General features: G+C 71.0%; 28 protein-coding genes. 13 read left to right on the top strand and 15 right to left on the bottom strand.

The genetic code is table 11. The annotated features are described in order from the left end of the window. Positions 1 to 78: 78 nt before the first annotated feature. Positions 79 to 975: an HhH-GPD family protein gene (locus tag NAG42_RS18085; RefSeq protein ID WP_250031484.1), complete on the bottom strand. Its 897-nt coding sequence runs from the start codon at positions 973 to 975 to the stop codon at positions 79 to 81. Between the two features lie 21 nt (positions 976 to 996). Here NAG42_RS18085 and NAG42_RS18080 point away from each other — a divergent pair, with 21 nt between their 5' ends. The 4 genes from NAG42_RS18080 to NAG42_RS18065 all read left to right on the top strand — a co-directional run bounded on the left by NAG42_RS18080 (position 997) and on the right by NAG42_RS18065 (position 3,435). Then, complete coding sequence (locus NAG42_RS18080) at positions 997 to 1,500, top strand: glycine cleavage system transcriptional repressor (RefSeq protein ID WP_250031483.1); 504 nt, start codon at positions 997 to 999, stop codon at positions 1,498 to 1,500. Continuing rightward, entirely contained in the window at positions 1,497 to 2,033 is a 537-nt protein-coding gene (gene def, locus NAG42_RS18075; protein WP_250031482.1) for a peptide deformylase, read from the top strand. Before NAG42_RS18080 ends, def begins: the two co-directional genes overlap by 4 nt. 82 nt (positions 2,034 to 2,115) lie before the next feature. After that, positions 2,116 to 2,901, top strand: a complete 786-nt coding sequence (locus NAG42_RS18070) for an adhesin (RefSeq protein WP_250031481.1) — start codon at positions 2,116 to 2,118, stop codon at positions 2,899 to 2,901. A 15-nt stretch (positions 2,902 to 2,916) separates the two neighbouring features. Then, the gene (locus NAG42_RS18065; RefSeq protein ID WP_250031480.1) at positions 2,917 to 3,435 is read left to right on the top strand and encodes a 2'-5' RNA ligase family protein; all 519 of its coding nucleotides are present in this window, start codon (positions 2,917 to 2,919) and stop codon (positions 3,433 to 3,435) included. A gap of 499 nt (positions 3,436 to 3,934) precedes the next feature. Here NAG42_RS18065 and NAG42_RS18060 read toward each other — a convergent pair whose 3' ends face one another. The 7 genes from NAG42_RS18060 to NAG42_RS18030 all read right to left on the bottom strand — a co-directional run bounded on the left by NAG42_RS18060 (position 3,935) and on the right by NAG42_RS18030 (position 10,069). Further along, positions 3,935 to 4,552 (bottom strand): DUF6518 family protein, encoded by a 618-nt coding sequence (locus tag NAG42_RS18060; protein WP_250031479.1) that lies wholly within the window; start codon positions 4,550 to 4,552, stop codon positions 3,935 to 3,937. A gap of 161 nt (positions 4,553 to 4,713) precedes the next feature. Next, positions 4,714 to 5,253 (bottom strand): hypothetical protein, encoded by a 540-nt coding sequence (locus NAG42_RS18055; RefSeq protein WP_250031478.1) that lies wholly within the window; start codon positions 5,251 to 5,253, stop codon positions 4,714 to 4,716. Positions 5,254 to 5,359: 106 nt separating this feature from the next. Further along, positions 5,360 to 5,692: a hypothetical protein gene (locus NAG42_RS18050; protein WP_250031477.1), complete on the bottom strand. Its 333-nt coding sequence runs from the start codon at positions 5,690 to 5,692 to the stop codon at positions 5,360 to 5,362. Between the two features lie 30 nt (positions 5,693 to 5,722). Further along, positions 5,723 to 6,913 carry a DNA integrity scanning diadenylate cyclase DisA gene (gene disA, locus NAG42_RS18045; protein WP_250031476.1) on the bottom strand — a complete coding sequence of 397 codons (1,191 nt, stop codon included), beginning with the start codon at positions 6,911 to 6,913 and terminating at the stop codon, positions 5,723 to 5,725. A 73-nt stretch (positions 6,914 to 6,986) separates the two neighbouring features. Continuing rightward, positions 6,987 to 8,405, bottom strand: a complete 1,419-nt coding sequence (gene radA / locus NAG42_RS18040) for a DNA repair protein RadA (RefSeq protein ID WP_250031475.1) — start codon at positions 8,403 to 8,405, stop codon at positions 6,987 to 6,989. Between the two features lie 32 nt (positions 8,406 to 8,437). After that, complete coding sequence (locus tag NAG42_RS18035) at positions 8,438 to 9,154, bottom strand: hypothetical protein (RefSeq protein WP_250031474.1); 717 nt, start codon at positions 9,152 to 9,154, stop codon at positions 8,438 to 8,440. 87 nt (positions 9,155 to 9,241) lie between these two features. Continuing rightward, the gene (locus NAG42_RS18030; protein WP_250031473.1) at positions 9,242 to 10,069 is read right to left on the bottom strand and encodes a UbiA family prenyltransferase; all 828 of its coding nucleotides are present in this window, start codon (positions 10,067 to 10,069) and stop codon (positions 9,242 to 9,244) included. Between the two features lie 46 nt (positions 10,070 to 10,115). Between NAG42_RS18030 and NAG42_RS18025 the strand changes: the two genes are divergently transcribed. The 4 genes from NAG42_RS18025 to NAG42_RS18010 are packed head-to-tail and all read left to right on the top strand — an operon-like array spanning position 10,116 to position 13,560. Further along, positions 10,116 to 10,841: a methyltransferase domain-containing protein gene (locus tag NAG42_RS18025; RefSeq protein WP_250031472.1), complete on the top strand. Its 726-nt coding sequence runs from the start codon at positions 10,116 to 10,118 to the stop codon at positions 10,839 to 10,841. Beyond that, entirely contained in the window at positions 10,838 to 11,992 is a 1,155-nt protein-coding gene (locus NAG42_RS18020; RefSeq protein WP_250031471.1) for an acyl-CoA dehydrogenase family protein, read from the top strand. The genes NAG42_RS18025 and NAG42_RS18020 overlap by 4 nt, the downstream gene beginning before the upstream one ends. A gap of 51 nt (positions 11,993 to 12,043) precedes the next feature. Further along, positions 12,044 to 13,105 carry a type III polyketide synthase gene (locus NAG42_RS18015; RefSeq protein ID WP_250031470.1) on the top strand — a complete coding sequence of 354 codons (1,062 nt, stop codon included), beginning with the start codon at positions 12,044 to 12,046 and terminating at the stop codon, positions 13,103 to 13,105. Continuing rightward, the gene (locus NAG42_RS18010) at positions 13,102 to 13,560 is read left to right on the top strand and encodes a DUF6023 family protein (protein ID WP_250031469.1); all 459 of its coding nucleotides are present in this window, start codon (positions 13,102 to 13,104) and stop codon (positions 13,558 to 13,560) included. Before NAG42_RS18015 ends, NAG42_RS18010 begins: the two co-directional genes overlap by 4 nt. An 82-nt stretch (positions 13,561 to 13,642) precedes the next feature. On the opposite strand, the gene NAG42_RS18005 is transcribed toward NAG42_RS18010, so the two are convergent. Further along, positions 13,643 to 14,413 carry a hypothetical protein gene (locus NAG42_RS18005; RefSeq protein ID WP_250031468.1) on the bottom strand — a complete coding sequence of 257 codons (771 nt, stop codon included), beginning with the start codon at positions 14,411 to 14,413 and terminating at the stop codon, positions 13,643 to 13,645. Between the two features lie 336 nt (positions 14,414 to 14,749). Between NAG42_RS18005 and NAG42_RS18000 the strand changes: the two genes are divergently transcribed. The 4 genes from NAG42_RS18000 to NAG42_RS17985 all read left to right on the top strand — a co-directional run bounded on the left by NAG42_RS18000 (position 14,750) and on the right by NAG42_RS17985 (position 17,982). Continuing rightward, positions 14,750 to 15,235, top strand: coding sequence for a CarD family transcriptional regulator (locus tag NAG42_RS18000; protein ID WP_030443670.1), 486 nt, complete (start codon positions 14,750 to 14,752; stop codon positions 15,233 to 15,235). Positions 15,236 to 15,269: 34 nt separating this feature from the next. After that, positions 15,270 to 15,965 carry a 2-C-methyl-D-erythritol 4-phosphate cytidylyltransferase gene (gene ispD, locus NAG42_RS17995; RefSeq protein ID WP_250031467.1) on the top strand — a complete coding sequence of 232 codons (696 nt, stop codon included), beginning with the start codon at positions 15,270 to 15,272 and terminating at the stop codon, positions 15,963 to 15,965. Positions 15,966 to 15,974: 9 nt separating this feature from the next. Further along, the gene (gene ispF, locus NAG42_RS17990; protein ID WP_250031466.1) at positions 15,975 to 16,448 is read left to right on the top strand and encodes a 2-C-methyl-D-erythritol 2,4-cyclodiphosphate synthase; all 474 of its coding nucleotides are present in this window, start codon (positions 15,975 to 15,977) and stop codon (positions 16,446 to 16,448) included. 352 nt (positions 16,449 to 16,800) lie between these two features. Continuing rightward, positions 16,801 to 17,982 carry a tetratricopeptide repeat protein gene (locus NAG42_RS17985; protein WP_250031465.1) on the top strand — a complete coding sequence of 394 codons (1,182 nt, stop codon included), beginning with the start codon at positions 16,801 to 16,803 and terminating at the stop codon, positions 17,980 to 17,982. An 84-nt stretch (positions 17,983 to 18,066) separates the two neighbouring features. On the opposite strand, the gene NAG42_RS17980 is transcribed toward NAG42_RS17985, so the two are convergent. The 6 genes from NAG42_RS17980 to NAG42_RS17955 all read right to left on the bottom strand — a co-directional run bounded on the left by NAG42_RS17980 (position 18,067) and on the right by NAG42_RS17955 (position 24,673). Then, positions 18,067 to 19,080: an N-acetylglucosamine kinase gene (locus NAG42_RS17980; protein WP_250031464.1), complete on the bottom strand. Its 1,014-nt coding sequence runs from the start codon at positions 19,078 to 19,080 to the stop codon at positions 18,067 to 18,069. Next, entirely contained in the window at positions 19,077 to 20,333 is a 1,257-nt protein-coding gene (locus NAG42_RS17975; RefSeq protein WP_250031463.1) for a family 4 glycosyl hydrolase, read from the bottom strand. Before NAG42_RS17975 ends, NAG42_RS17980 begins: the two co-directional genes overlap by 4 nt. Next, positions 20,330 to 21,214, bottom strand: coding sequence for a carbohydrate ABC transporter permease (locus NAG42_RS17970; RefSeq protein ID WP_250031462.1), 885 nt, complete (start codon positions 21,212 to 21,214; stop codon positions 20,330 to 20,332). Before NAG42_RS17970 ends, NAG42_RS17975 begins: the two co-directional genes overlap by 4 nt. A gap of 40 nt (positions 21,215 to 21,254) precedes the next feature. Continuing rightward, positions 21,255 to 22,148: a carbohydrate ABC transporter permease gene (locus tag NAG42_RS17965; RefSeq protein WP_250031461.1), complete on the bottom strand. Its 894-nt coding sequence runs from the start codon at positions 22,146 to 22,148 to the stop codon at positions 21,255 to 21,257. 5 nt (positions 22,149 to 22,153) lie between these two features. Beyond that, complete coding sequence (locus tag NAG42_RS17960) at positions 22,154 to 23,422, bottom strand: ABC transporter substrate-binding protein (RefSeq protein ID WP_250031460.1); 1,269 nt, start codon at positions 23,420 to 23,422, stop codon at positions 22,154 to 22,156. Positions 23,423 to 23,491: 69 nt separating this feature from the next. Continuing rightward, positions 23,492 to 24,673, bottom strand: a complete 1,182-nt coding sequence (locus NAG42_RS17955) for an ROK family transcriptional regulator (protein ID WP_250031459.1) — start codon at positions 24,671 to 24,673, stop codon at positions 23,492 to 23,494. Between the two features lie 216 nt (positions 24,674 to 24,889). On the opposite strand from NAG42_RS17955, the gene NAG42_RS44140 reads away from it, so the two are divergent. Continuing rightward, complete coding sequence (locus NAG42_RS44140) at positions 24,890 to 26,101, top strand: chitosanase (protein WP_284045527.1); 1,212 nt, start codon at positions 24,890 to 24,892, stop codon at positions 26,099 to 26,101. Positions 26,102 to 26,997: the final 896 nt, after the last annotated feature.

Here is a 26,997-nt window from a genome sequence, read left to right as displayed (position 1 = left end):
TAGAAGGCACTGTGCGCGTGATAAACGTCTATGTGAGCGTTCACTCTAGACGGAAGCCCCCGGAAAGTCAGGTGCCAATTACAGAGACTGCGGGGGTACGCGCGGAGCGTCCCCGGCGAGCACGAAGACCTCCGCGTCGAGCGGCTCGACGAGCCCGTCCTCAACCAGGCCGGCCAGTGCCCGGGCCCGCTGGACGTCGTCGTTCCACACCAGATCGAGGCGCTGCCGGGGCACCGGGCCGGTCGCGTGCCGCAGCACCTCGAGCAGCAGCCCGCGTACCTGGCGGTCGGTTCCCGCGTACCGCTGCGGTTTGCGACTCGGCCCCTCGAGAGCCGGCGAACCGTTGCGCCGCCACGCGCAGACGTCCTCGAACGGGCACTCGGGGCAACGGGGGGAGCGGGCGACGCAGACCAGCGCACCCAGCTCCATGAAAGCGATGCTGGCCCGCGCGGCCCGGGCCGGCTCCTCGGGCAGCAACTCGGCCATCGCGACCAGATCGGCGGCGGTGGTCGACGGGCCCGCGTCCGGCTTGCCCTCGACGGCCCGGGACACCACCCGGCGCACGTTCGTGTCGACCACGGGATGGCGTTGCCCGTACGCGAAGGTGGCCACCGCCCGTCCGGTGTACGTCCCTACGCCCGGCAGCGCTAGCAACTGCTCGAGATCGGACGGGACCCGGCCGCCGTGCCGCTCGACCATCGCCACCGCGCAGGCGTGCAACCGCATCGCCCGGCGGGGATAGCCGAGCCGGCCCCACATGCGGATGGCCTCGGACGGCGGGTCGGCGGCCAGGTCGGCCGGGGTGGGCCAGCGGGTCATCCAGGAGCGCCAGGCGGGCTCCACCCGCACGACCGGGGTCTGCTGGAGCATCACCTCGCTCACCAGCACACCCCAGGCGGTGGTGTCGGGCTGCCGCCAGGGCAGATCGCGGGCATTCTGGTCGAACCACGTGATGGCGTCATCAGCAAGAGTCATGGCAGGTCTTACTGTAAGCAGGTGCATGAGCTCGCCATCACCGTCATCGGTCCGGACCGGACCGGCATCGTCGCCGACGTCGCCGAGGCGCTGGCCGCGGTCGGCGCCAACCTGACCGACTCCACGATGACCCGCCTGCGCGGCCACTTCACGATGACGCTGGTCTGCACCGGCCCCTCGTCCGCGGAGGCCGTGGAGGCGCTCGAGTCGCTGAGCGGGGTCGTCACCTCGGTGAGCTCGGTCGAGCCGGAGGACGATCGCCAGGCCGGCGGCGAGCCGTACGTGGTCAGCGTGCACGGCGCCGACCGGCTCGGCATCGTCGCGGCGGTGACCCGGGTGGTCGCCGCGGCCGGCGGCAACATCACAGATCTCAGCACCCGGCTGGCCGGCACCCTCTATGTGCTCCTGGCCGAGGTCGACCTGCCCGCCGGCTCGGCCGGCGAGCTGGCCGAGCAACTCGCGGTCGCCGCCGCCGAGCTGGGCGTCGAGGTGACCCTGCGACGCGCCGAGTCGGAGATCCTGTGACCTCGCCGGTGGCCTGGGACGGCCCCGAGGGCACCGTGCTCCCGGTCGTCAGCGCCCCGGCGACGGTGCTCAGCACGGTCGGCGACGAGGTCGACCCGGCCGACCCGGCGATCGTCCAGCTCGCCGCCGACCTGGTCGCCACCATGCGGATCTCACCCGGCTGCGTCGGCCTGGCCGCCCCGCAGGTGGGTGTCGGGGCCCAGATCTTCGCCGTCGACGTGACCGGTCACCCCAAGGCGGCCACCACGCACGGCACCTTCGTCCTCTGCAACGCCAAGGTCATCGAGGCCAGCCGCTGGAAGGCCGGGCGCGAGGGCTGCATGTCCGTGCCCGACCTGACCGGGGACGTCAAGCGGGCCGGCCGCGTCGTGGTCTCGGCGATGCTCCCGGGCACCGGCGAAGCGGTCGAGATCACCACCGACGCCTTCGAGGCGCGGGCGCTGCAACACGAGATCGATCACTGCGACGGAAAGTTGTTCCTCGATCGTGTCGCCGGGGCGCACGCGATCTACCAGCGCAAGGTTTACCTGTAGGTATTTTCGCGAGTCGCAGTCGCGTCCGCGTCGGCGCGTCGCGCGGTCCTCGCGGGCACACGGGTTTACGGTGTTGCCCATCATGAAAGCGACGGTTGGTCCCCTTCCTTCCGCCGTCTACTGGCGGCGTCGTGCGGTCGTGCTGGGCGCAGTGCTGCTCGGCATCATCGTGCTGTTCGTGTCCTGCACCGGTGGCGACAAGGACGACCCGAAGAAGGGCCAGGGCGGCCAGAACACCTCGTCGTCGACACAACTGCCCAGCTCGGCGCCCAGCTCACCGGAACCGACGTTCGTCGACGGTGTGCCCGGTGGCACCGGCCCGTCGCTGCCCGCCCCCGGTGACCTGCAGACCCAGTCACCCGGCAACGACGCCCAGCCGACTCTGCCCCCGACCGGCGGCACCGGCACCGACCCCAACGGCGCCGGCCCCAACGGCGCCGGGTCGAACAACAACGTCAACGTGCCGGCCGACGGATCCTGCGCCGACGGTGAGCTCGCCGTGACCCCGATCCCGTCCAGCACGAACCTCAAGCGGGGCGCACCGATCCAGATAGAGCTCAAAATCAAGAACGTCGGCCAGCGGGCCTGCGCCCGGGACGTCGGAGCCGACCCGCAAGAGCTCTACATCGATCAGGGCGCCCACAAATACTGGTCGTCCGACACGTGCAGCACCGCCAAGGGCGGCGACGTGCGCCAGCTCCCGGCCGGGCAGGAGCTGACCTACAAGGTCACCTGGAACGGCCGCCAGTCGAGCACCTGCACCGGCGGTTCGCCCGCCGGTCCCAACCCGCCGCCCGGCCAGTTCGAGCTGCGCGCCCGCCTGGGCACCCTGGTCAGCAAGCCGGTCACCCTCACCATCACGTCCTGAGCCGGCCCACCGCCAGTGGTCGCCGCGCTCGAGCTCTACCTGGACGTCGACGCCACCCGCCGGGTACGCACCCTGTGGCGCGCGCTCGAAGCCGAGGGCATCCCGACGCTGGCCACCCTGCTGCAGGAGAAGCACCGCCCGCACGTCTCCCTGGCCGCCGCGCGCACCCTCTCCCCGACCGCGGTGGCCGAGGCGCTGAACGGCCTGCCCGTAGGCCGCGGCCTCACCCTGGACCTGGACTTCGTCGGCCAGTTCGTGGGCCGCGTGCTGTGGCTCGGCGTGACCCCCACAACCGAGCTGCTGAACCACCACCGTGAGGTCCACGAGCGCCTTGAGGCCGCCGGGGTCGAGGTCTGGGATCTCTACCGCCCCGGCCGTTGGGTGCCACACTGCACCATCTCGATGCGCGTCCCCAACCCCCAGATGGCCCCGGCCATCCGCCGCTGCCTCGAGATCCTCCCACTGCGAGCAACAGTCACCGGCGCCTCGGTCACCGACCACGCCAACGACATCGCCGAGCCCCTCAGCTCCTGACCGCCGCACCCCTCCGGAGCCGTGTCCCGTCGACGCGCCACCCGGACAGATCGACGCAGCCGAGCGCCAAGAGCCCTGGCCACCCGATGCGCGCGGCGGGCGGGTCGATGTGAGCGGTGCGGGGAGTGGTGCGCGCGGCGGACAGGTCGACGCGGGCGAGTGTCTGATGTGGCCGATCGTGTGCCGGCCCGGGCAGGCCGACGTGCGCGAGTGTCGGGAGTCGTGGCGGCTGAATGCGCGCCTTGGCGAATCGGCTCGGGGGAGTGCCACCAATCGTGGCCGCTGGAGGCGACACGGCCGGCAGATTGACTTCAGAGGAGCGGCATGAGTTGTGGCCGGTCGATGTGAGCGAGTGCCAAGAGCCATGGCTGATCGATGAGCGGGCCCGGCAGGTCGACGTGAGAGAGTGTCAGGAGCCGTGGCCGATCGATACGCGCGCCGACCAGACCGATTTGGGCGAGTGTCAGGCCGCGGACGCGATGAGCAAGGAAGGCGCCGGTCAGCGGAAGCCGGTGACGGAGAGCAGCACGTAGCCGATCGCGGTCAGCGGCAGGGCGATCAGCAGCGCCAGGCCGCGCTGAGCCCACGAACGTCCCACCAACAGGGTGATCATCACGCCCAGCCCGACCAGGACGGCCACCGAGCCGACCTGACCGGTGGTGTCGTAGGACGGGTCACCGATGCGCCGGGCCGCGATCACCGCCTCGGCGAACAGGACGGCCGCCGGCATGGCGAGAGCCACGGGCCGCAGACGCCCGGGCGTGCGCGCCAGCACACCGGTGCCGCCGAAGACCACCCCGGCCACGACGCCGAACCCCATCCACAGGAAGGAGTTGGCGTTGTACAGGTTGGACCAGTCGTCGTTCTGAATCAGTGTGGCCGCCAGGTAATAGCTCGGAACAGCCACCACCAGGCAGACGATCGCGCCCAGAATCCCGACCGGCAGCGACCACCGGAACCCCCGGGTCAGCAGGAAAGCCGCCACCGCCCACACGGCCAGGGAGTTGCCCAGCCCACCGAACGGGGACGGCACGTACTTGATCCAGACGAAGTCGAGAACGCCCAGCAGTACGCCGGCCACGGGCGCTACCACGACGACGATCCGGTTGCTCACCATGATCGAAAATCTTAGGAACCTCCAGCCCGGCCCACATCGAACTCCAGCCGGACACCAGCCGCACCGCGGTCAGCCGAAAGAAAGAGCCTCACGCCGGCCAAGCGCCGGCTCGCCCGCGGTCAGCCGCATGAAAGGCCGAGCGCCGCCCCCCCCCGCCGCAGTCAGCCGAGTGAAAGGGCCGAGCGCCGGCCCCGCGCGTCGTCCACCCAAGCCCGCAGAGCCGCAGCCGACTGTTCAACCGGCACGTCGGTCGTGTCGAAGACAGGCACCACCCACCGCCGATCCCCGGCGGACCATTCGGCCCAGCGCTCCCACCGCATCGGTGCCCAGGCTCCGTCGGTGATCACTGACGGCCGGTGCCGGGGGTCGGCGGCGTGCCCGCGATGCCACCGGGCCCACTCGACAAAGGCCCGCTTCGCCTGATCGGACCACTTACCGGGGTCGCGCTCCTCCAGTCGACGCCACCGTTCATCCGGGCCCACGTCGAGCACGCACGCCGCGATGCCGTCGAGCTCGACCGCCGACGGGCTGGCCAGCACCTCGCCGAGCGGTGACTGCCCCAGCAACAGCATGTCGAGCCCGTCCCGCTGATAGTCGACCGCCCGCAGCACCCACTGCTCCAGGCTGCGCTGCCGCCACACCGTGTCAGCCCCGGACGGCACGCCGATCTCGTCGAAGTCGTGCATCACGAGCCCCGCCACCGCGGCACAGCGCCGCGCGGCGGACGTCTTCCCCGAACAACTCGAACCGGCAACCGTCAGCAACACCCCACCACTGTGTCGCCGGTTTCGGCTCGGCGCGATCGGTTTAGGCCCGGCCGTGGATCGCGCCCAGTGTCCGGGGTAAAGCGGCGATCAACGCGACGGTCAGGATGCTGATCACCGCCTGGCCGGCCCGGCCCGGGGTGATTGCCTCGGACCGGTCAACCACGTAGTTGGCCAGCGCGTCGGTGGCCAGAACTGTCGCGCCGAGAACCAGGCCCGCGGCCGGTCGGCGCAGAAGCAGGACGACCACGGCGGCGTCGAGGACGGTCAGCGAGACGAAATAGGCGGACAGCGGATAGGGTTCGAGCCCGCCGACCAGCAGCTGCGTCACGTGGACGCCCATGCGATAGGCGAACACCACCCCGGCCGCGGCCACCCGGCCCAGGGCAGACGCACCGCCGGACGGTCAGACGTAGCGCTCGAGAATGGAGGCCTCGGCCAGGCGGGACAAGCCCTCGCGCACACCCCGGGCCCGCGCGTCGCCCACGCCATCGACTGCTTGCAGGTCCTCGACGGTGGCGCCCAGCAGGCGCTGGAGGCTGCCGAAATGGTCGACCAGGCGGTCGACGATCTGGGTGGGCAGGCGCGGCACCTTGGCCAGCAGGCGGAAACCGCGCGGGGAGACGGCGGCGTCGAGCGAGTCGCTGGCGCCGGGATAGCCGATCGCCTTGGCCACGGCCACCAGGTCGATCATCTCGGTCGCGGTCAGCAGGTCGAGCTCGACCAGCGCCTCGTCGAGCGTGCGGGACTTGCGACCGGTGGGCAGATAGTCGCGGATCACCAGGGTGCGGTCGGAGTCGACGCCGGCCATCAGCTCGTCGAGCTGCAGGGCCAGCAGCCGGCCGTCGGTGCCCAGCTCGACCACGTAGCCGGAGATCTCGTCGGCGATGCGGCGAACCATCTCGAGCCGCTGGACGACCGCGACCGCGTCACGCACGGTGACCAGATCTTCGATCTCCAGGGCGGACAGGGTGCCGGAGACCTCGTCGAGGCGCAGCTTGTAGCGCTCGAGGGTGGCCAGCGCCTGGTTGGCCCGCGACAGGATGGCCGCAGAGTCGTCCAGGACGTGCCGCTGACCGTTCACGTAGAGGCCGATGATGTGCATCGACTGGCTCACCGAGATGACCGGGAAGCCGGACTGCTTGGCCACCCGCTCGGCCGTCCGGTGGCGGGTGCCCGACTCCTCCGACGGGATGGCCGGGTCGGGCATCAGGTGGACGGCGGCCCGCACGATGCGGGTTCCGTCGCTCGACAGCACAACCGCGCCGTCCATCTTGCACAGCTCTCGCAGGCGGGTCGCGGAGAACTCGACATCGAGCGGGAAGCCGCCGGTGCAGATGCTCTCGACCACGGCGTCGTGCCCGAGCACGATCAGCGCGCCGGTGCGCCCGCGCAGGATGCGTTCGAGCCCGTCGCGCAGGGCGGTGCCCGGCGCCATGAGGGCCAGATTGGCGCGGAGCGGATCGGCGGTCACCCCGCCGCCCGTGAGGCCGGGCCCGGCGGTGGAGGCCGCCGGACGATGCGCCGACCCGTTGACGCCGGGTCGGGGCGTCGGGCTGGCGGCAGCGGGTTTGGAACCATCGCGGTCGAGCGGCACCTGGACATTCTACGGACTGTCATCCAGCGCAACGAGCCGTGGTTCGATGAATGCTCCGTAGCGTGATCAAAACTCACCGTCGGTCACCACCGGAGGCGGCCGAGGCGCGCGCCGCCGACTGCAGAGCCGAGCGCAGATCGCTCACCTCGATGACCTCCATGCCCTTGGGGCCCTCGGTGGCACAGCCGGGCGGGACCAGCGCCACCTTGAAGCCGAGCCGGGCCGCCTCGGCGAGCCGTCGCCCGACCGCCCCGACCCGCCGGATCTCGCCGGTCAGCCCGACCTCGCCGATCGCCGCCAGGTGGGGTGCCATCGCGAGGTCGAGACCACCGGACGCGACCGCGAGCGCCATCGCCAGGTCGGCCGACGGCTCGGTGAGCCGGATGCCGCCGACCGTGGCCGCGAAGACCTCACGGTTGTAGAGCTTGAGCTGCTTGGTGCGGCGCTCGAGCACGGCCAGCACCATGGCCAGGCGGGCACTGTCGAGGCCGGAGACAGTACGCCGGGGGGAGCCCTGCACCTCGGCCCCGATCAGCGCCTGCACCTCGGTGACCAGCGCGCGGCGGCCCTCCATGGCCACCGTCACACACGTGCCGGGGACGGGCTCGGAGTATCGGGTCAGGAAGAGGCCGGACGGGTCGGGCAGGCTGGCGATGCCGCTCTCGTTCATCTCGAAGCAGCCCACCTCGTCGGCCGCGCCGTAACGGTTTTTCACCCCGCGCACGAGCCGCAGCGACGAATGCTTGTCACCCTCGAAATGCAGCACCACGTCGACCAGGTGCTCGAGCACCCGTGGGCCGGCGACCTGACCGTCCTTGGTGACGTGGCCGACCAGGACGGTGGCGATGCCGCGCTCCTTGGCCACGCCGACCAGGGCGGCCGTGACCGCGCGGACCTGGGTGACGCCGCCGGGGACGCCCTCGGTGCCCGGGGCCGAGATCGTCTGCACCGAGTCGAGCACCAGGAGGCCGGGCTTGACCGCGTCGAGGTGGCCCAGCACGGCACCGAGGTCGCTCTCGGATGCCAGATACAGCCGGTCGTGCAGCGTGCCCATGCGCTCGGCGCGCAGGCGGACCTGGCTCACCGACTCCTCACCACTGACCACGAGCGACGGTGTGCCCGAGTGGGCGGCCCACTGCTGAGCCACGTCGAGCAGCAGAGTGGACTTGCCCACACCGGGCTCGCCGGCCAGCAGCACGACCGCGCCGGGCACCAGACCGCCACCGAGCACCCGGTCGAGCTCGCTCACGTTGGTCGGCACGGCGCGGGCCGGGGCGGCGCTGATCGTGGCGATCGGACGTGCGGGCTCGGCCGGCATGCGCGAGCTGACCACCCGGCCGGCGCCGAGCGGGGTGGTCACGGCGGACTCGATGACCGAGCCCCACTCGCCGCACTCGGGACAGCGACCCAGCCACTTGGGCGGCTGGTGGCCGCAGGCGTCACAGACGTAAGTGGGGCGAGCGGCCTTGGCCGACGTGCGGGACGTTGTCACCCCGCAAAGCTAGCGGGGCGGTACGACAGTTCTTACTCCTGCTCCTCGACTTCCACCGGCGCGCGCGAGGCCGGCGACAGCGGGATGGCGAACGGCGCCTGGATCTCGAGCGGCTGCGAGTAGCCGCTGATCTCGAACACCAGGCTCAGCGAGTTGCCTGGCTTGAGCTCGTCGCTCAGGCCGGTGGCGAAGACCTTCTGATCGTCCTCGGGCAGGAACGTCGCGCTGCTCAGGGGCGGGAGGGTGATGCGGGCCGGCTGCAGCGCCTCGGCCGCCGGGGCGGACGCGGGCGCGCTGGGCAGGCTCGGCTGCACCGACGGCTGGTTGACCCCGCCGGGCTGCTCGTCGGTCGACGGCCGGCTGCCCGAGGGCTCGGGGTTGGGGCTCGGCGACGCGGCCGCGGCCCCACCGGTGAGGCCGATCTGGCGGGCCGACACGATGCCCTCGGTCTCGTTCTGCAGCGGCTTGCTGCTGATCAGGACGGTGACCGGCTCGGTGGTCTGGTTGAACAGCGCCATCTCGAGCGAGGCGTCACCGTTGGCCGGGTAGCCCTCGGGGTCGTTGTAGACCACCTGGAGGTTGCGGATCAGCACGCGGCCGTCGGGGCTCTGCGTGTTGAGACCCGAGATCGGGGACTGCAGGAGCGCGGTCTCGGCCACCTGACCGGCCGAGCAGCCGCCCAGCGCCATCGCGGCGACCGTGGCGGCACCCGCGGCCAGGGCGACACGACGGGTTCCCAGCGAGCGCATCACGATCCTCCAAGCTGATGAAGCTCGACACCTCAAACAGGCTCAGCCTAAAGGTCGGCGATCGAGCGCGTGCGGCGACCCGTCCAATCACACCACCCGGCCGCTGAAGATGAGCAGCAGGACGTCGATGAGGGCGACGACGATCACCGCCCGGAACATGGCCACCCCCCGTCCCTTGGCCCGCCTGGTGGCCGCCCACCCCAGCGGAAGCACCACGACGGCGGCCGCGGCCCCCACCCAGCCCGGCCATGACGGTGGCCCGGCCGGTCCGAAGACCAGCGTGAGGGTCGCCGCCAGAAGGAGCAGCGCGGCCACGATCGCCGATCCGGTCTCGCCCAGGCGGTGAGGCAGACCACGTACGCCCGTTGCCGCATCATCAGCGAGGTCGGGCAACACGTTGGCGAAGTGCGCGCCGGCGCCGAGCAGCGAACCCGCCGCGACCAGCCACACCGGCGGCGCGGGATGGCCCGGCAGCGCCACCACGACGAAAGCCGGCAGCAGCCCGAACGCCACCACATAAGGCACCACCGACAACGCGGTCGACTTCAGCGGCCAGTCGTAGAGCAGGGCGAAGATGCCGACCAGGGTGATCAGAATCGTCGGCCACAGTCCGAACGGCAGCCCCAGCAGGGGGATGGCCAGCGCGGCGACGAGCCCCGCGACCCCGACCGTCCGCCGCGAGACCGCGCCCGAGGCGACCGGTTTGTCGGTGCGCCCGGTGACCCGGTCGCGGTCGGCGTCGAGCCAGTCGTTGACCCAGCCCACCGCGAGCTGGGTCGCGCCCACCGCGGCGAAGACGCCCAGGATCGACCAGCCGCGGTGACCCACCCCGATCGCCAGCAGAGTCATCGCCACGGTGACCGCGCCACCGGGCTCCGGATGGGACGACTTGATCACTGCCAAGGCTCGGGACATGCGAGCAGTGTGGCGGGTGTGCCGTAGTCATGCCACGCTCGATCACATGCCGTCGATGCCGCGTAACGACCCGCGTCAGTACGACGACCTGGCGGGCGAGTGGTGGCGCCCGGGCGGCGACTTCGAACTGCTGCACTGGCTGGCCGAGGCCCGCGCCCGGCTGATCCCGCCGGCGCCGTTCGCGGGGGCGGTGCTCGTCGACGCCGGCTGCGGCGGGGGCCTGCTCGCCCCGCATGTGGCCGGCAAGGGCTATCGGCACATCGGCGTCGACCTGCGCGCGTCGGGGCTGACCCACGCGGCCACCCGCGGGGTCCGGCCGGTCCGGGCCGACGTGACGGCGCTGCCGCTGGCCACCGGTTCGGCCGAGGTGGTGGCCGCCGGCGAGATCCTCGAGCACGTCACCGACCTGCCGGGCACCGTCGCCGAGCTGTGCCGGGTGCTCAAGCCGGGCGGGCTGCTCGTGCTCGACACCGTCAACGACAACCCGCTCAGCCGCTTCGTGACGGTCACCCTGGGCGAGCTGATCGGCCTCGCCCCGGTGGGGCTCCACGATCCCGCGCTCTTCGTCGATCCGCGCCGGCTGACCGCGGAGTGCGCTTCCCACGGCGTACGGCTGGAGGTGCGCGGCGCCCGGCCGAGCATGCCCGGACTGCTGCGCTGGCTCGGACCGCGCCGAGAGCCCAACGGCCGTCCCCTGGGCCGGATCGTCCCCACCCGCTCCACCGCCGTCCTCTATCAGGGCCGCGGCCGCAAGGCAGAGGAGTACGCATGACCACGGAAGCCCGCCGGCTCGCGCCCCGGTTCGCGGCCCGCGCCGCCACCCACGATCGGGAGGGCAGCTTTCCGGCCGACGACTTCGCCGACCTGCGCGACGCGGGCCTGTTCGGCCTGATGGTCCCGGCCCGGCTGGGTGGTTCCGGCGCGAGCTTCGCCGAGTACGCGGCGACCGCGCACGAGCTGGCCCGGGGCAACGGCGCCACCGCCTTGATCTTCAACATGCACGCCTCGGTGACCGGCGCCCTGGCCGGCGTCACCGACGAGCTGGCCGACGCCCTGGGTCTGCCGCCCGAGGCCCTCCAGGCCCGCGACGACGCGCTCCGGGCGGCGGCCGACGGCAAGTGGTACGCGGTGGCGATGAGCGAGCGCGGCGCCGGCTCCCGCCTGTCCCAGCTCACCACCTCCTACGAGGCCGTCGACGGGGGCTACCGGATCCGCGGCTCCAAGACGTTCTGCTCCGGGGCCGGGCACGCGGACGCCTACCTGGTCGCCGCGCGCAGCGTCGCCGACCCCAGCCAGGTCTCGCAGTTCCTCGTGCCCGCCGGTGAAGGTCTGCGCGTGGAAGAGACGTGGGACGCGCTCGGCATGCGGGCCACCGGTTCGCACGACCTGCACGTCGACGTCACCGTCCCGGCCGGCGCCCTGCTGGGCGGGGTCGAGGGCCTGGCCCTGGTCGTGGCCCAGCTGGCCCCGCACTGGATGGTGGCCAGCTACGCCGCCGTCTACGTCGGGGTGGCCCGGGCCGCGGTCGACGCCGCCGTCGAGCACGTCAACGAGCGCAAGCTCGGCCACCTGCCGGCCATCCGGTCGCGGATCGGCCGGGCCGACGCCGCCGTCGCCGCGGCCCACCTGGCCGTCCTGGAGGCCGCCCGCCGGGTCGACGAGCAGCCCGGCGAGGCCGAGACCAACCGCTGGGTGTGGCGGGCCAAGCTGCTGGCCGGCACGACCGCGGCCGAGGTGGCCGCCTCGATGCTGGAGGCGGCGGGCACGTCCGCGATGCGCCGCGGCCACCCGCTGGAGCGTCTCTATCGGGACGCGAGAGCCGGATCACTACAACCGGCTACCAGTGATGTGTGTGCCGATTGGCTGGGGGTAGATGCCCTCGGCGGCGACGCGGATTCGGAAGGCTCAGCGCCGCGCTGGTAACGCTGTATCGATCAGGGCAGGGGCGGCGGGGTTCAGGCCGGGGAGGCACAAGTGAATCGCTACGCGACCATCGCAGGGCTGGGAACAGCTCTGCCGCCGCCTGCCGTGCAGGACGAACTATGGGAAGGCTTCTTCGCGAAGCACTACACCCCCGAGAAGCGCGCGCTCGGCAAGCGGATCTTCGCCAACTCCGGCGTGCGCACCCGGCAGGCGGCGGTCAGCCCCCTGCTCGAGGACGTCTCGGAGTGGTCGACCGAGCAGCGCATGCGCCGCTACCAGGTCGAGGCCGTGCCGCTCGGCAAGGAGGCGGTGGAGCGGGCCCTGACCGACGCCGGCGTCCGGGCCGACGAGCTCGGCCTCTTCGCGGTCTGCTCCTGCACCGGCTACGCCACTCCGGGCCTGGACATCCTGCTCGCTCGCGACCTGGGCATGTCGCCGACCGTGCAGCGGCTCTTCATCGGGCACATGGGCTGCTACGCGGCGCTGCCCGGGCTCGGTTCAGTGGCCGACTTCGTGGTCGCCCGGGGCCGGCCGGCGCTGCTGCTCTGCGCCGAGCTGACCAGCCTGCACCTGCAGCCGGCGAGCACCCGGACCGACCTCCAGCAGATCGTGTCGCACGCGCTCTTCTCCGACGCCGCGGCCGCGGTGGTGCTCACCCCGGACGGTCCGGGTTACACCCTGTGCGACGTCACCGCGGTCACCGACACCACCACGGCCGACCACATGACGTGGGAGGTGACCGACCTGGGCTTCCGCATGGGGCTGTCGCCCCGTGTGCCCGCGGTGCTCGAGCTGCACGTCCGCAAACTGGTCGATGATCTGCTGGGCCGGCATGGGCTGAGCATCGGCGAGGTCGACGGCTGGGCGATCCACCCGGGCGGCCCCAAGATTCTGGACGTCGTTCAGCAACAACTCGGTCTCGATGACGAGGCGCTCGACGCGTCCCGGGGCGTCCTCTCGGCGTACGGGAACTGCTCGTCGCCGACCGTGTTGCTGGTGCTCGACGCGTTGCGCCGCCGGGCTCACCCGCCGCGACGGGTGGTGATGCTGGCCTTCGGGCCCGGGCTCACGCTCTACGGGACGCTGCTCGAGGCCTCTACAGTCACGATGTGAGAGGTGAGCGGGAACGCGGCGCGGTGCTCTATGCGGCGGCCGCGCTGCTGGTCGCCGGCGGGGCGACCTGGTGGTTCCTGTCCGCCCCGCCCGACCGCGGCAACGACGAGGTCGAGGCGTGGCGGGCGGCCGTGGAGCGGGAGCTGCCCGACTCCGACACCCAGGCCGACGCGAGCACGATGACGCTTCAGGCGGGCGTCGACCAGTCCTTCGAGACCTCCGTCGAGACGGGCGAATACCAGGTGTCGCTGATCTGTCGCGGTGGACCGGAATCGTTCGTGCGGGTCAGCCTCAGCCAGACCGGCCGCGACTCGGGTCTGGGCCTGCGCTGCTCGGAAGACCGCGCGCCCGACAGCTTCAAGGTCGGCCTGGGCGACGCGATGCGCCTGCACGTCGTGGTCGGCGACGTCGGCCCGGTCGTCTTCCGCTACTCCCTGCAGCGCGTCGTCAGCTGACGCCCCCTGCCGATCCCCGGGGCGCGAGCCGCCGCCCAACCCAGCCGCCGCCCGGTCTGATCGGCGAGGACCGGGCCAGGGGTCAGAGCCGGGCCAGGTCGGAGCGGAAGTCTTCGATCGAGAGCGTGCGCGGGACCACGCGGATGATGTTGGTGCGGCGGTCGACCAGCACGGCGGCGGCCGTGGTGTCGGGGGCGGTGAGGCGCAGGTGGTCGCGCAGGCTGCCGGCCGGGTCGTTGAGCATGCGCACGGTCTTGCCGTTGGCCGGGGGCGTGGCGCCGGTCGGCGGGGTGCCGGCGGCGGACGCCGAAGCCGTCGCGGCGGTCACGGTGATCACGGCGATCTCGGGGCCGACCGCGTCGATCGTGTCGGAGATCAGCCCGGTGCAGTCGCACCCGTCGACCAGCAGGATGACCGCCGGTAGCCGGCCCCGCAGCGGAACCGTCTGGCCGTCGGACGCCAGCAGTTCGAGCGCGGGCAGGGTCGTGGCGCGCTCAGGGCTCGAGGTGGCTGTGCGCTGGACCACCGGCTGGCGAGGCGGGCCGGGCCACGCCGAGGCGAAGAGGCTGGCCACGGTGACCAGCACGGCGAGCGAGATGATCAGGACCGGGGCCCGCAGCGCGGTGGTGGCGACCCGGCGCACCCGGCGCATCGCGGGCCGGCGCAGGAACCGCTGCCAGCGGGTCGGTGGATCGGACAGGCGCAACTCGGCCCGGATGGCGTCGACCTCGTCGGACAGCTCGGACAAGTCGTCCGGGATGACGATGACGCCCCACTCCTCGGGCAGGTCGGGCAGATCGTCGGGCGAACCGCCATCCGACGACCATCCGCCGTTGTCGCTCGCACCAGCCATGACTCACCCTCCCCCCGGGCCGACCCAGTCGCTCTTCGGTCGGGGACCTTGCACCCCAGCCTTCCTCACCCGGGCCCCGACCGCCAGTAGTGCGCGCTTCCGGACCTTAGCGATAAGCTTGACCTCACAAACGCCGTAGGTGCGAAATATCCGACTCGCACGCTATTGCCGTCACCAAACGATCACCCAGCGTCACTGAGGCAGCTCCCGGCCCGTCTGTCAAGCCGCAGAAACGCCCATCACAGGGCCTCTGAGCTGCACTAACAGTGACCGGCTGGGCAGGACATAGCTGCCTGAGCGTGTTACCCTAGACACAGCGAAAGGGGCTTCGAACCTATGGTTTTCAGTGTCGGCGAGACCGTTGTTTACCCCCACCACGGGGCCGCACTCATCGAGGCAATCGAAACAAGGGTCATCAAGGGCGAAGAAAAGCAGTATCTCGTGCTGCGCGTCGCTCAGGGCGATCTGACCGTGCGGGTGCCCGCTGAGAACGCCGAGATCGTCGGCGTGCGCGAAGTGGTTGGCGAGGAGGGCCTGGGCAAGGTCTTCGACGTCCTCCGCGCTCCGCACACCGAGGAGCCGACCAACTGGTCGCGGCGTTACAAGGCCAACCTCGAGAAGCTTGCCTCCGGCAATCCTCTCAAGGTTGCCGAGGTTGTTCGTGACCTGTGGCGTCGTGAGCGCGAGCGTGGTCTCTCGGCCGGAGAGAAGCGCATGCTCGCGAAGGCTCGCGACATCCTGGTCGGTGAGGTCGCTCTGGCGGAAAAGAGCACCAAGGACGAGGCTGAGGTTCTCCTCGACAAGGTCCTCACCGAGGCCTGATCCACACCCCCACCTTGAACCACAGGACCGCGACGTGACCGCGAAGCTCAATGCCCGCGGTGACGTCGCGGTCCTGGTTCCTGCGGCGGGTGCCGGCCTACGGCTCGGTCCCGGCGGACCCAAGGCTCTGCGCCTGCTCGCCGGGGAACCGCTGCTCGTCCACGCGGTTCGCCGGGTGGCCGCCTCCCCGTCGGTCCGTCTCATCGTGGTCGCCGCTCCGACGGCCGAGATCGAGGCGGTTCGTGCACTTCTGGCGCCGGTCGCGCCGGTCACCGTGGTGGCCGGCGGGGCCGAGCGACAGGAATCCGTCTCCCGGGCTCTGGCCGTCGTGCCGCCCGAGGTCGGCATCGTGCTCGTCCACGACGCTGCTCGTGCTCTGACCCCGCCCGCGGTGATCGAGTCGGTGGCGGCGGCCGTGCGCGCGGGGCATCCCGCGGTCATCCCGGTGCTGCCCGTGGTCGACACCATCAAGGAAGTCACCCCTGACGAGACCGTGCTGGGCACGGTCGACCGCTCGGTGCTGCGCAGCGTGCAGACTCCGCAGGGCTTCCGCCACAGCGTGCTGGCCGAGGCCCACGCGGCCGCGGCCGACCCGCTGACCGACGACGCCGGCCTGGTCGAGAAAGCCGGGCTCCCGGTCACCTGCGTTCCCGGCTCCGACCTGTCGATGAAGATCACTCGTCCGCTCGATCTGATCCTGGCCGAGGCCCTCCTGCACCTGCCCCAGTAACCTGACCGCGTGATCAACCAGCGGGTCGGGATCGGGACGGATGTGCACGCCTTCGAGCCGGGGCGGCCCTGCTGGGTGGCGGGGTTGCTGTGGCCGGGGGAGACCGGGCTGGCCGGGCACTCCGACGCCGACGTGGCGGCGCACGCGGCCTGCGACGCGTTGTTCGGGGCATCGGGGCTGGGTGATCTCGGCAGTAATTTCGGCACGTCGCGGCCCGAGTGGGCGGGTGCCTCGGGTGTGGCCCTGCTGACCGAGACGGCGCGGCTCGTGCGGGCGGCATCGTTCGAGATCGTGAACGTCTCGATCCAGGTGATCGGCAATCATCCCAAGATCGGCAAGCGCCGCACCGAGGCCCAGGACGTGCTCTCCGGCGCGGTGGGTGCGCCGGTCACCGTCTCCGGCACCACGACCGACGGCCTGGGACTGACCGGCCGTGGCGAGGGCCTCGCCGCAACAGCCATCGCCCTGATCACCCGCGACTGAGCGCGGCCGACGGCCCCGGCGACCCGGCGGCCCCGGCCCCGCAACCCCGCGACCCCCGGCCCCGCGCCCCCCGGCCCCGCGCCCCCCCGGCCCCGCGCCCCCGCGGCCCGGCGAGCCCGGCGACCGGGCGAGCCCCCGGCCCGGCGGCCCGGCGGCCCGGCGACCGCGCACGCTGTCGCCCGTGCTGTTCGTCGCCGGCATCGCGACCCGGCGAGCCCGGCGGTCTCGCGGCCCGGCGATTCGGCGACCTCGCGGCCCGGCGGACAGGGCTGGTGACCGCTCGCCACGGGCGGCTGACGGACGCGGCTCACCCCGGGACACGCTATTTCGTGGTAGCGCCTACGCTCGAAGTGTGGCCGCGCCCCTGGAACCAGAGACCACGCCGGAGGAATACCGCCAGCGTGCTCTCCTGCTCGCCGACCTCGGACGGTATGACGAGGCCGCCCAGGAGGTCGCCGCGGGTCTGACGGCCGCGCCCGATGAACCCGGCCTGCTGGCCACGCTGGCCCGCATCCACCTGGCCGCCGAGCAACCGGCCGAGGCCCTGCGCGCCGCCGAGAAAGCCGTGGCGGCCGCCCCCGACACCATCACCAACCTGGTCGTCCGGGCCATGGCGCTCACCGACAGCCAGAAATACGGCGACGCCGCCCGGGTGGCCTCGGGGATCCTCGCGCAGTGGCCGGCCGACGCGTATGCCCAGCGGACGGGCGCGGCTCTGCTCAGCGAGTCGCGTAACGGCCAGGAGGCCCTGAACGCGGCCTGGAACGCGGTGCGGATCGCGCCCGCCGACGCCGAGGCGCATCTGGTCCTGGCGGTCGTGGCGGCTCGGCTCCGGCTGTTCGATCTGGCCCAGCGGGCGTACACGCAATCTCTTGATCTCGACCCGGCGATCGGGGACGCCCAGCACGACATGGGCATCGTCCGATTCGAACGCCGGCGCTGGGCCAAGGCTCTCGAGGCACTGGCCGACGAGGCGACGCTGTCGGCTCAGGCCCAGGCCGAGCCGGACGTGCGGGAGGAGCAGGTGGGCGACTACCCCGAGCCGTTCCCGCGGGCCTACCAGGCACCCGACCGGCCCGAGCCGAAAGAGGAGCCCCAGCGCGGCTCGGGCAGCTGGGCCGCCGAGCCGTCGATCAGCAAGCCGTCGGGCCCGGTGCTCGACCCGTCCGAGCCGTCGGCCGCCGCGGTGCGTCAGGCAGTGGTCTACGGCGCCAACGCCACCTTGATCGCCGGTGTCATGGCTGGGCTCATGACGCTCTCCAGCGACGGGATCTCGCAGGTCTGGGCCGGTCTGGTGGGCGTGCTGATCGTGATCGGCCTCCTCATCGGGCTCCGGCGGACGGTGCCCGAGCCGGTCGGCGCGGCCCTGAGCCGGCTACGGGCCCACAACCGTCCGCTGGCCGGGGCGGCCTACATCGGCTTCGTCGCCCCCTTGGTCCTGGTCGTCTATGCGGTGGTCGGCGGCATCGTGTCGCTGGTCGCCGCCATGGTCCTGGCCGCGGTGGCCGAACTGCTGGTGCTCACCCGGCGATGAGCCGGCCGCCGCGATGAGCCGGCCGCCGCGATGAGCCGGCCGCCGCGATGAGCCGGCCGCCGCGATGAGCCGGCCGCCGCGTGCTCACCCGGCGATGAGCCGGTCGGCGCGCTCGGGTTCCGCGTTGTCGAGGGCAGCCCGCAGCCGCGCCTCGGCCTCGGCGGACTGACCGAGGGCGTCCACGGCGAGCAGAGCCGCGCCGACGACCGGCGGGATGTCCGGCACGGTGATCTCCACCTTGGGGGCCTGACCGAGAGCGCCGGCCACCACCCGACCGTGCAGCTGCGGGTGCTGGGCCCGGAGCACGCTGCCCCCCAGCACCAGCGTGTGCGGGCGATCCAGCAGGTCCAGGCGGGTGGCGGCCACCCGGTGCTGGGCCAGGATCTCCTCGGCCTGGCGGGTGATCAGCTCGGCCGCCACCTCGTCGCCGGTGGCCGCGGCTACCTCGAAGAGCAGGTGCGAGAGCCGGGGAATCTCGTCGCGCGGGATCTCGCCCAGGTGCAGGGCGATCGAGACCGCCTCGACTGTCGGGCGCTCGAAGTGGGCGGCCACCGCGGCGCTCAGCGCGGTCGGCCGGCCGCGTCCGTCCTCGCCCCGGGCGGCCAGGCGCAGGGTCTGCTCGGCCAGGTCGTGGCCACCGCCCCAGTCGCCGGAGATCGGACCCAGGGCGACGAACCGGGCCGTACGGCCGTCGGCGGCGCGGCCGGCACAGTTGGTGCCCGCGCCGCAGACCACGGTGACCGCGTCGGGCATCGAGGTGCCCGAGCGCAGCAGGGCGAAGCAGTCGTTGTCCACAATGGTGTCCAGCGCCCACGCCCGGGCGGTGAGCGCGGTCTGCAGCTCCGCCACCTCGGCCGGCAGGTCGGCGCCGGCCAGGTAGGCCGCGACCACGTCGACCGGCGTCCCGGGGGCGAGCCCGGCCCGGGCCCGCGCGGCCTGGATCAGCTGGTCGAGGACGGTGACCGTGCCGGCCAGGCCGATGTTGTGCGGCGACGACGTGCCGCCGCGGACGTACGCCAGCACCTCCCCCGTGGCCGTCCCCAGCACCACGTCGGTCTTGGAGTTGCCCCCGTCGACGGCCAGATAGAGCGCTCTCATCGGGCCCACGCGAGATGGGCCCGGCCGCTGGCGATCAACCGGTCGGTCAGCTGGTCGGCCTTCTCGTGCTGTCCGACCAGTGGGTGGGCCAGCAGGGCGTGGTAGACCCGCTCGCGCCCGCCTCGCAGGGCCGCGTCGAGCGCGAGCTCCTCGTACCCCCAGACGTGCGCGACCAGGCCGGCCAGGTCCGGTGGGAGCGGGTTGACCGGGAGCACCGAGGGGCCCTCGGTGGTGGCCCGGGCCGACACCTCGATGACGGCGTCGTCGGGCAGGAACGCCAGCGTGCCCTCGTTGCGGACGTTGACCGAGTGGACGGCTCGGTCGTCGTGACCGTGCAGGGAGGCGATCAAGCCGACGGCGGCCTCGGAGTAGTAGGCGCCGCCGCGTTCGCCGAGCAGGGCGGGCTTCTCGACCAGCGACACGTCGCGGTACATCTCGATCAGCGTGGCCTCGATCTCGGCCACCCGCTGCCCGCGCGTGGGTCCTTCCAGCAGCTGGCGGACGTGCCGGTCGTGGGCATAGAAGTACGACAGGTAGTAGGACGGGACGTTGCCCAGGGTCCGCAGCACCTGTTCGGGCAGGTCGACCTCGGCGGCCAGGTCGGCCAGGTGCGTGCCGAGCAGCTCCGGCAGCCGGTCGACACCGTCCACATAGGCGGCTCGTTCCCAGGTCAGGTGGTTGAGGCCGACGTGTTCGAGGGTGACCGCGGAGGGGTCGACGCCCAGGTGGCCGGCGAAGCGCCGCTGGAAGCCGATCGCCACGTTGCACAGACCGACGGCGCGGTGGCCCGCGTCGAGCAGGGCGCGGGTGACGATGCCGACCGGGTTGGTGAAGTCGACGATCCAGGCGCCCGGCTTGGCCCGGCGGCGGATCCGCTCGGCCACGTCGAGGACGACCGGCACCGTCCGCAGGGCCTTGGCCAGCCCGCCGGCCCCGGTCGTCTCCTGGCCGACGCAACCGCAGCCGAGCGGGAACGTCTCGTCACCGATGCGGGCCTGCTGGCCGCCGACACGCAACTGAATGACGGCCACATCGGCGTCGGTCACCCCCGCGTCGAGGTCGGTGGTCCACCAGATTTTGGCCGGGTGACCGTGGTGCTCGAGGATGCGGGCGGAGAACGCGCCCACGATCTCGAGGCGGTCGGCCGCCGGGTCGATCAGCACCAGCTCGGTGACCATGGAGCCGAGCCGGGCGAACCCGTCGACCAGTTCGGGGGTGTACGTCGAGCCGCCCCCGATGACTGCGATCTTCAACCTTTGAATCCCGTCAGTGTGATGCCTTGGACGAAGGCACGCTGGGCGAAGAAGAAAATGACAATGAGCGGGGCCATCGCCAGCACCGTTGCCGCCGTGACCAGGTTCCAGTCCACGTGATGAACACTGTGGAACGACGCGAGCCCGAGAGACAGGGTCCACGCGCTCTCGTTCTCGCTGGTGTAGAGGAGCGGGCCGTAATAGTCGTTCCAGCAGTAGAAGAACTGGAACAGCCCGGCCGCCGCGATGCCGGGACGGGCCATCGGCAGCACCACCCGCAGCAGCGTGCGCCACTCGCCGCAGCCGTCGACCCGGGCCGCGTCGAGATACTCGCTCGGGATGGTGAGCAGGAACTGACGCAGCAGGAAGATGCAGAACGCGTCGCCGAACAGCGCGGGCACGATCAGCGGCCACAGCGAACCGGTCAGGCCGGCGTTGGCCCACATCAGATAGAGCGGCACCGTGACGACCTGCGGCGGCAGCATCATCACGCAGATCACCAGCAGGAACAGCGCGTTGCTGCCCCGGAACTTCAACTTCGCCAGCGCGTACGCGGCGGGAACGCTCGACAGCAGCACGAGGACCGTCGAGGACACCGCGTAGATGACCGTGTTGAGCAGATAGCGCGGCAGCGGGGTCACCTCGAAGACCCGGACGTAGTTCTCCGGGTGCCACGAGTTGGGCCAGTAGTCGGCGGTCAGCGCCTGGTCGCTGGTCATCAGCGAGAGCAGCACGAGGTAGACCACCGGCGTCACGAACATGACGCTGATCGCGATCGCGATGCTGTGCTTGGCGATCCAGGCCATCCGCCGCTGCCGCTTGATCCGCCGGTCCGGCGTCGGCGCGGTCAGCACCGCGGGCGGGTCGAGTACGGCCGTCACGATTCCTCCCCGGAGAAGGCCTTGGCCCGGCGCAGCAGGATCAGGGTGACCCCAGCGCGACCACGAAGAGCCCGATAGCCAGCGCGTTCGCGTAGCCCAGGGCGCTGTACCGGAAGCCCACGGTGTAGAGCCAAAGTGGGTAGGTGAAGGTCGAGCCCTCCGGGAAGCCGAAGTTCGACGAGATCCCGCCGCCCACGGTGGCCTGCCCGCTGGCGATCGAGCCGGCCACCGCGGCCTGGTCGAAGTACTGCAACGTGTAGATCACGCCGGTGACCGCGGCGAACAGCACCACCGGCTGGATCGTCGGCAGCGTGATCGACCGGAATCGCTGCCAGGCGTTGGCGCCGTCCAGCGACGCGGCCTCGTAGAGGCTGGACGGCACACCCAGCACGGCGGCCAGGAAGATCACCATGAGATCGCCGATCGCCCACAGGCCGAGCAGCACCAGCGACGGCTTGGCCCAGGCCGGCGAGTTGAACCAGAGCGGGCCCTCGATGCCGATCGTCGCCAGGAAGTGGTTGACCGGTCCGGTGCCCGGCTTGAGCAGGTAGACGAACGCGATGGTGGCGGCCACCGGCGGGACCAGCGCGGGCAGATAGAACAGCGTGCGGAAGAACCCGGCACCACGCCGCAACTGGGTGAGCAGCATCGACAGCCCGATCGCGCCGATGATCCGCACCGGCACGAAGACCACGACCATCCACAGGGTGTTGCGGATCGACTGGAGCAGGAACGGGTCGTCGGCCATCCGCCGGTAGTTGTCCAGCCCGACCCACTGCGGGACCGAGAGCAGGTCGAACTTCGTGAACGAGAAGTAGACCGCCGAACCCAGGGGGTACAGGAAGAACACCGCGATGCCGATCAGCGCCGGCGCGAGGAACGAGAGTGTGGTGGCACCTCTCCGGACCCGTACGCCCCAGGGTTTGGCCGCCATCTCGGTCAGCCGCCCAGCGTCATGACGCTGTTGACCTGCTTGTCGGCGTCGGTGAGGCCGGCGTCGAGATCCTTGATCTTGCCCGCCTGGTAACTGTTGAGGAACTGCCCGAACGTCTCCTGATAGGCCGGACCGGAGGCCGACGGCGGTGTGGTCGACGAGTTCGGGTTGGTGAAGATGTCGATGAACGTCTTGAAGTCGGCGTCCGCGTTGAGCCCCGGGTCGGCGATCGACGCGGTGGTGGTCGGGATGTTCTTGAGCAGCCCGGAAAGCTTGATGACCGCTTTGTCGTCGGTGGTCAGATACTTGATCAGCTCCCAGGCGGCCTCGGGATTCTTGGCGTTCTTGCTGATCCCCAGGATGTTGCCGGTCACGTAGCCGCCGCCGTAGTGGGCCGCGTCGCTCGTCGGGATCGGCGCCACCCCGTACTTGAGCTGGGGGGCCTGGTCCTTGACGAAGGCCAGGCGGTACTCGGCGTCGATGTTGATCGCGACCTGCCCCTTCTGGAACGCGTTGTCGGCGCTGTACTCGTCGCCCAGACTCGCCCGGAACTTCTGCAGGTTGTCGTAGCCGTACCAGTCGACGAGGTCCTTCTGCCAGGTCAGCAGCGTCTTCCAGCCCGGGTCGGTGCCGACCGCGGACTTGCCGTCGGCGGTCAGCCACTGGGCCCCGACGGCCGGTGCGAGGTGCGAGGCGGCGTTCTCGTAGAAGTCGTACAGCGGCAGGAACCCGACGGTCTTGAGCGACCCGTCCGCGTTCTTGACGGTCAACTTCTTCGCGTACGCGGTGAGCTCGTCCAGTGTCTTGGGCGGCCCGTCCAGTCCGGCCTTGGCGAACAGGTCCTTGTTGTAGAACATGCCGTACGCGTCGGCCAGGAACGGCATCGCGCAACGCTTGCCCTGGAACTCGGTGTAGGAGCGGGTGGTCGCGTTGAGCTTGTTCAGATCCACTTTGTCGCGATCGATGTACTGCTTGAGGTCGACCCACGCGCCGGACGAGCAGAACTTGCCGACGATGTCGGTGGAGTAGGAGAGGCCGACGTCCGGGCCGTTGCCCGCGCCGATGGCCTGGGTGACCTTGGAGTCGTCCTGACCCGCCTTGATCGTCACCTTGATGTTCGGGTGGCTGCCTTCGAAGTCCTTGACGACCTGCGCGACGGCGTCGGCCTCGCGCTCGGTGAAGAAGTGCCACAGCTCGACGGTGCCGGACACCTCCGTACCGGGGTCGGCGATCTTGTTTTCTTTCGGAGCCGGTGTGCAGGCGGTCGTCAGCAAAGCGGCTGTTGCTAGGGCAAAAAGGGCATGCGAGAGCCGTTTGTTCACTGTGGGCCTCTCAGATGAGGGTTAAGAGGAGCGGATCGTGTCGATGAGGGTTTCGTGGACCGCGATCAGCCCGGCGTCGAGCGCGCCGAGCAGCACCGCGTCGTCGTCGATCGAGGTCACGGCGATCGAGCTCTCCAGCGGGGCCGCGCGGCGCACCGCGAAGGTCACCGCGGACAGCAGCGGCGCCCCGCCGGCCTGCGCGATCGGGCCGGAGAGCACCACCAGGTAGGGGTCGAGCACGGCGATCACCGCGGCCAGGCCGATCACGATGCGGTCGGCCAGCGCGATCAGGAAGTCACCACCGTTGGCCGGCTCGGCCGCGGCCGACCGGACCACCTCGGCCGGAGTGCGCCCGGGAACGCCGCAGTCCCGGGCCAGCTCGAGGATGGCGGCCCCGCCGAACAGGTCCTGCAGGTCGAGCTTGCGGTGCGACGAATCGGGTGAGTAGAGCGGCATGTAGCCGATCTCGCCGGCCCCGCCGCGCGCGCCGCGCATCAGCGTGCCGGCCATGTCGATGGCCAGACCGAGGCCCTCCTCGCCCAGCCAGAGCAGGGCGAAGCCGTCGGCCTCGCGGCCCACGCCCCGCTGCCGCTCGGCGATCGCGGCCAGGTTGACGTCGTTGTCGACACCGACGTGCGTGCCCAGTGCCGCCGCGAGCTGCGGCACCAGGCCGGTGCGCCCGAAGCCGGGCACGTCGACGTGCCGGATCGTCTCGGTGTGCGGGTCGTAGGAGCCGGCCACGCCGAACTGCACGTGCCGGATCCGGTCGGCCGGGACGCCGGCCTCCTCGCGGAGCCGGGCCACCACCTCGACCAGCGCGGTCAGCGGGTCGGTGGTGAGGAAGTCGATGCGCTGCTCGACCCGCCCGCGCACCTCGCCGGTGAGGTCGCACAGCGCGGCCACCACCGAGGGCGCGCCGCTGGCACCGATGTCACGCACCGAGACGGCCGCCGCGTAGGCCGCGTCCGGGTTGGCGTTGTAGATCTCGGCGTTCGGCCCCGGGCGCCCACTGTTGTGGCCGACCACGTTGACCAGGCCGGCCTCGGTGAGCCGGCGCAGCACCTCGGAGATCGTCGGCGTCGACAGGGCCGTGAGCTTGCGCAGATCGGCCCGCGTGAGCATGCCGGGGTCCAGCAGGTGGGCCAGGGCCGCGCTCTCGTTCATGGCGCGCAGCAGTTTGGACGAACCAGCCAGACGGGTCACGGCGGCGGCTCCCGGTGCGATGTGGCGATAGGCAAACTGACTAACAGTTAGCCGGGACGGTAGGCGGACCGCCAACGGGTGTCAAGGTCCGGCCGTCAACCTGCCCGCCAGCCTAGAGGAGTCGATCGAAGGCTATTGATAAACCTTTTTAACTGTTCTAGCGTCTCTCCTCATCGCGCGATCCATCCCCACGAATCCCCCTCGCTCGGAAGAGCCATGATCCGCGCAAGGAGAGTCCTCTACGCCACCGTCGCCCTGGCCGTCCCCGGAGCCGCCCTGATCTATGGGCTGCTTCCGGCCAGTGCCGCGACAGCCGGTCCGATCAAGGGCCTGGGCGGCAAGTGTGTCGACGTGGCCAGTGCGAACTCGGCCAACGGCACCGCCGTCCAGCTCTACGACTGCAACAACTCCGGAGCCCAGCAATGGACCGTCGGCAACACCGACGGCAGCATCCGGGCGCTCGGCAAATGCCTCGACGTCGCCGCCGCGGCAACCACCAACGGAGCCAAGATCCAGCTGTACGACTGCAACGCCACCGGCGCCCAGAAGTGGTCGGTCGCGGGCAGCACCCTGGTCAACACGGGCAGCGGCAAGTGCCTGGACGTCACCGGCAACACCTCGGCCAACGGCACCCGCCTGCAGATCTGGACGTGCTCCGGAACCGCCAACCAGAATTGGACCCTGCCCGGCGGGACGGCACCGACCACCCCGCCGACCACCGCACCGACGGGGACCAACTTGGACAACCCAGCCAAGAAAGACGCAGCCATGCAACTCGTGTCGGCGGCGGAGAACTCGTCGCTCGACTGGCGGGCCCAGTTCCGCTACATCGAGGACATCGGCGACGGCCGCGGCTACACGGCGGGCATCATCGGCTTCTGCTCAGGCACCGGCGACATGCTGGAACTCGTGCAGGCCTACACCAACGCGGTGCCCGGAAACGTGCTGGCCAAATACCTGCCGGCGCTGCGCAACGTCAACGGGACGGCCTCACACGCGGGGCTGGACCCCAACTTCACGAACGACTGGCGCACGGCAGCCGCCGACACCCGCTTCCAGGCGGCGCAAGAAGCAGAGCGAGACAGGGTCTACTTCAACCCGTCAGTGCGCGACGGTAAAAACGACGGGGTGCGGGCGCTGGGCCAGTTCGCCTACTACGACGCGGCGGTCATGCACGGCTACGAAGGAATGCGCGCCATCCGCACCCAGGCCCTGAAGAGGGCGAAACCCCCGGCGCAGGGCGGCGACGAGCGCGCCTGGCTGAACGCCTTCCTGGACGAACGCGTGATCGAGATGAAAAAAGAGGAGGCGCATTCCGACACCTCTCGTGTGGACACAGCTCAGCGTCGCTTCCTCAGCAACAGCAATTTCGACCTGAATACGCCGTTGGACTTCGCTGTCTATGGCGAAAGTTTCCACATCGGCTGACGTGATGGTCTGGGGAACCGGGGTTGGGGTCGCTCTGCGGCTCCGGCCCCGGTGTGTTTTCCCGGTGCTGGTGGGTGCGGCTGGTTCGCTGGGTGGGTTGGACTTGCTTGCGGTGGACGGGCGCGGGCAGGGGTGAGCAAGCAGGGCCTGGAGGAGCAGTTACGGCCTTGCTTGCTCACCCCTGCCCGCGCCCTTGCGGGCGAGCTTGCCGGCGGCATGGAGCTGGGTCACCGGCTGGTGGGTGGCTGGTCGGGGTGGCGGTCACCTGGCGGGTGAGGGATCTGGCTGCCGCGTTGGGGACGAAGCTGGGCGGTACGGTTCAGCAGGCCTACGTGGGTGGTGGGGTGCGGGAACTTAACAATGCCGGTTGCTTTCGCCTTCGGCGTACGTCTTGGTCGAGGTGAATGCTTGCCGCTGCGCGGCGATGGGGCTGGGTGGTGGGTAGGGGTGGTGTCGGAATGCTTGGGAAAAGGGTGGTGGGGCTCGCCACTCGGGTGATGCGTCAGCCTGGCGGGGGCGGCGTGCTCAGCATGGTGTTTGCGGTGCTCGGCCCGTAGGCGGAGCTGGTGGCCCCGACCGTCGAGCCGATGCTGTGACGGCAGCGGTCGGCATCGGAGGGCTTTTCTATAGCGTGGCTGTTGGCTTGGGGGCTCTCCGGGCGACGGCAGCCCTCCCTCACGATTCGCTACGGCGCCGTTGCCCGGAGAGCCCCCAAGCCCCAATGCCGCGTAGCTTAAGTTGATCTTGGTTGAGCTGGTAGCCCGGTTGTTCGGCGTGGTGTGGTGACTTCGGTTGTGGTGATGGCTTGGATCACCGGTCATGACAGCGGATGCGGTGGATCGCCCGATGGTGCGTCCTGATCAGGTCTCGCTCGGGGTGCTGATCTCGCAGGTGCC

This window comes from Paractinoplanes maris (assembly GCF_023544465.1).
In the GTDB taxonomy this organism is placed as follows: domain Bacteria; phylum Actinomycetota; class Actinomycetes; order Mycobacteriales; family Micromonosporaceae; genus Actinoplanes; species Actinoplanes maris.
This window is presented reverse-complemented; position numbering and strand designations above follow the sequence as displayed.

What these genes read in the sequence shown, in the direction of transcription:
- NAG42_RS18025 (WP_250031472.1), top strand. Translation starts at nt 10,116, where the DNA reads ATGCCGTCGATGCCGCGTAACGACCCGCGTCAGTACGACGACCTGGCG.
- NAG42_RS18060 (WP_250031479.1), bottom strand. Translation starts at nt 4,552, where the DNA reads ATGGTGAGCAACCGGATCGTCGTCGTGGTAGCGCCCGTGGCCGGCGTA.
- NAG42_RS18085 (WP_250031484.1), bottom strand. Translation starts at nt 975, where the DNA reads ATGACTCTTGCTGATGACGCCATCACGTGGTTCGACCAGAATGCCCGC.
- NAG42_RS18005 (WP_250031468.1), bottom strand. Translation starts at nt 14,413, where the DNA reads ATGGCTGGTGCGAGCGACAACGGCGGATGGTCGTCGGATGGCGGTTCG.
- NAG42_RS44140 (WP_284045527.1), top strand. Translation starts at nt 24,890, where the DNA reads ATGATCCGCGCAAGGAGAGTCCTCTACGCCACCGTCGCCCTGGCCGTC.
- NAG42_RS18030 (WP_250031473.1), bottom strand. Translation starts at nt 10,069, where the DNA reads ATGTCCCGAGCCTTGGCAGTGATCAAGTCGTCCCATCCGGAGCCCGGT.
- NAG42_RS18020 (WP_250031471.1), top strand. Translation starts at nt 10,838, where the DNA reads ATGACCACGGAAGCCCGCCGGCTCGCGCCCCGGTTCGCGGCCCGCGCC.
- NAG42_RS18035 (WP_250031474.1), bottom strand. Translation starts at nt 9,154, where the DNA reads ATGCGCTCGCTGGGAACCCGTCGTGTCGCCCTGGCCGCGGGTGCCGCC.
- NAG42_RS17980 (WP_250031464.1), bottom strand. Translation starts at nt 19,080, where the DNA reads ATGAGAGCGCTCTATCTGGCCGTCGACGGGGGCAACTCCAAGACCGAC.
- NAG42_RS17965 (WP_250031461.1), bottom strand. Translation starts at nt 22,148, where the DNA reads ATGGCGGCCAAACCCTGGGGCGTACGGGTCCGGAGAGGTGCCACCACA.
- NAG42_RS18000 (WP_030443670.1), top strand. Translation starts at nt 14,750, where the DNA reads ATGGTTTTCAGTGTCGGCGAGACCGTTGTTTACCCCCACCACGGGGCC.
- NAG42_RS18070 (WP_250031481.1), top strand. Translation starts at nt 2,116, where the DNA reads ATGAAAGCGACGGTTGGTCCCCTTCCTTCCGCCGTCTACTGGCGGCGT.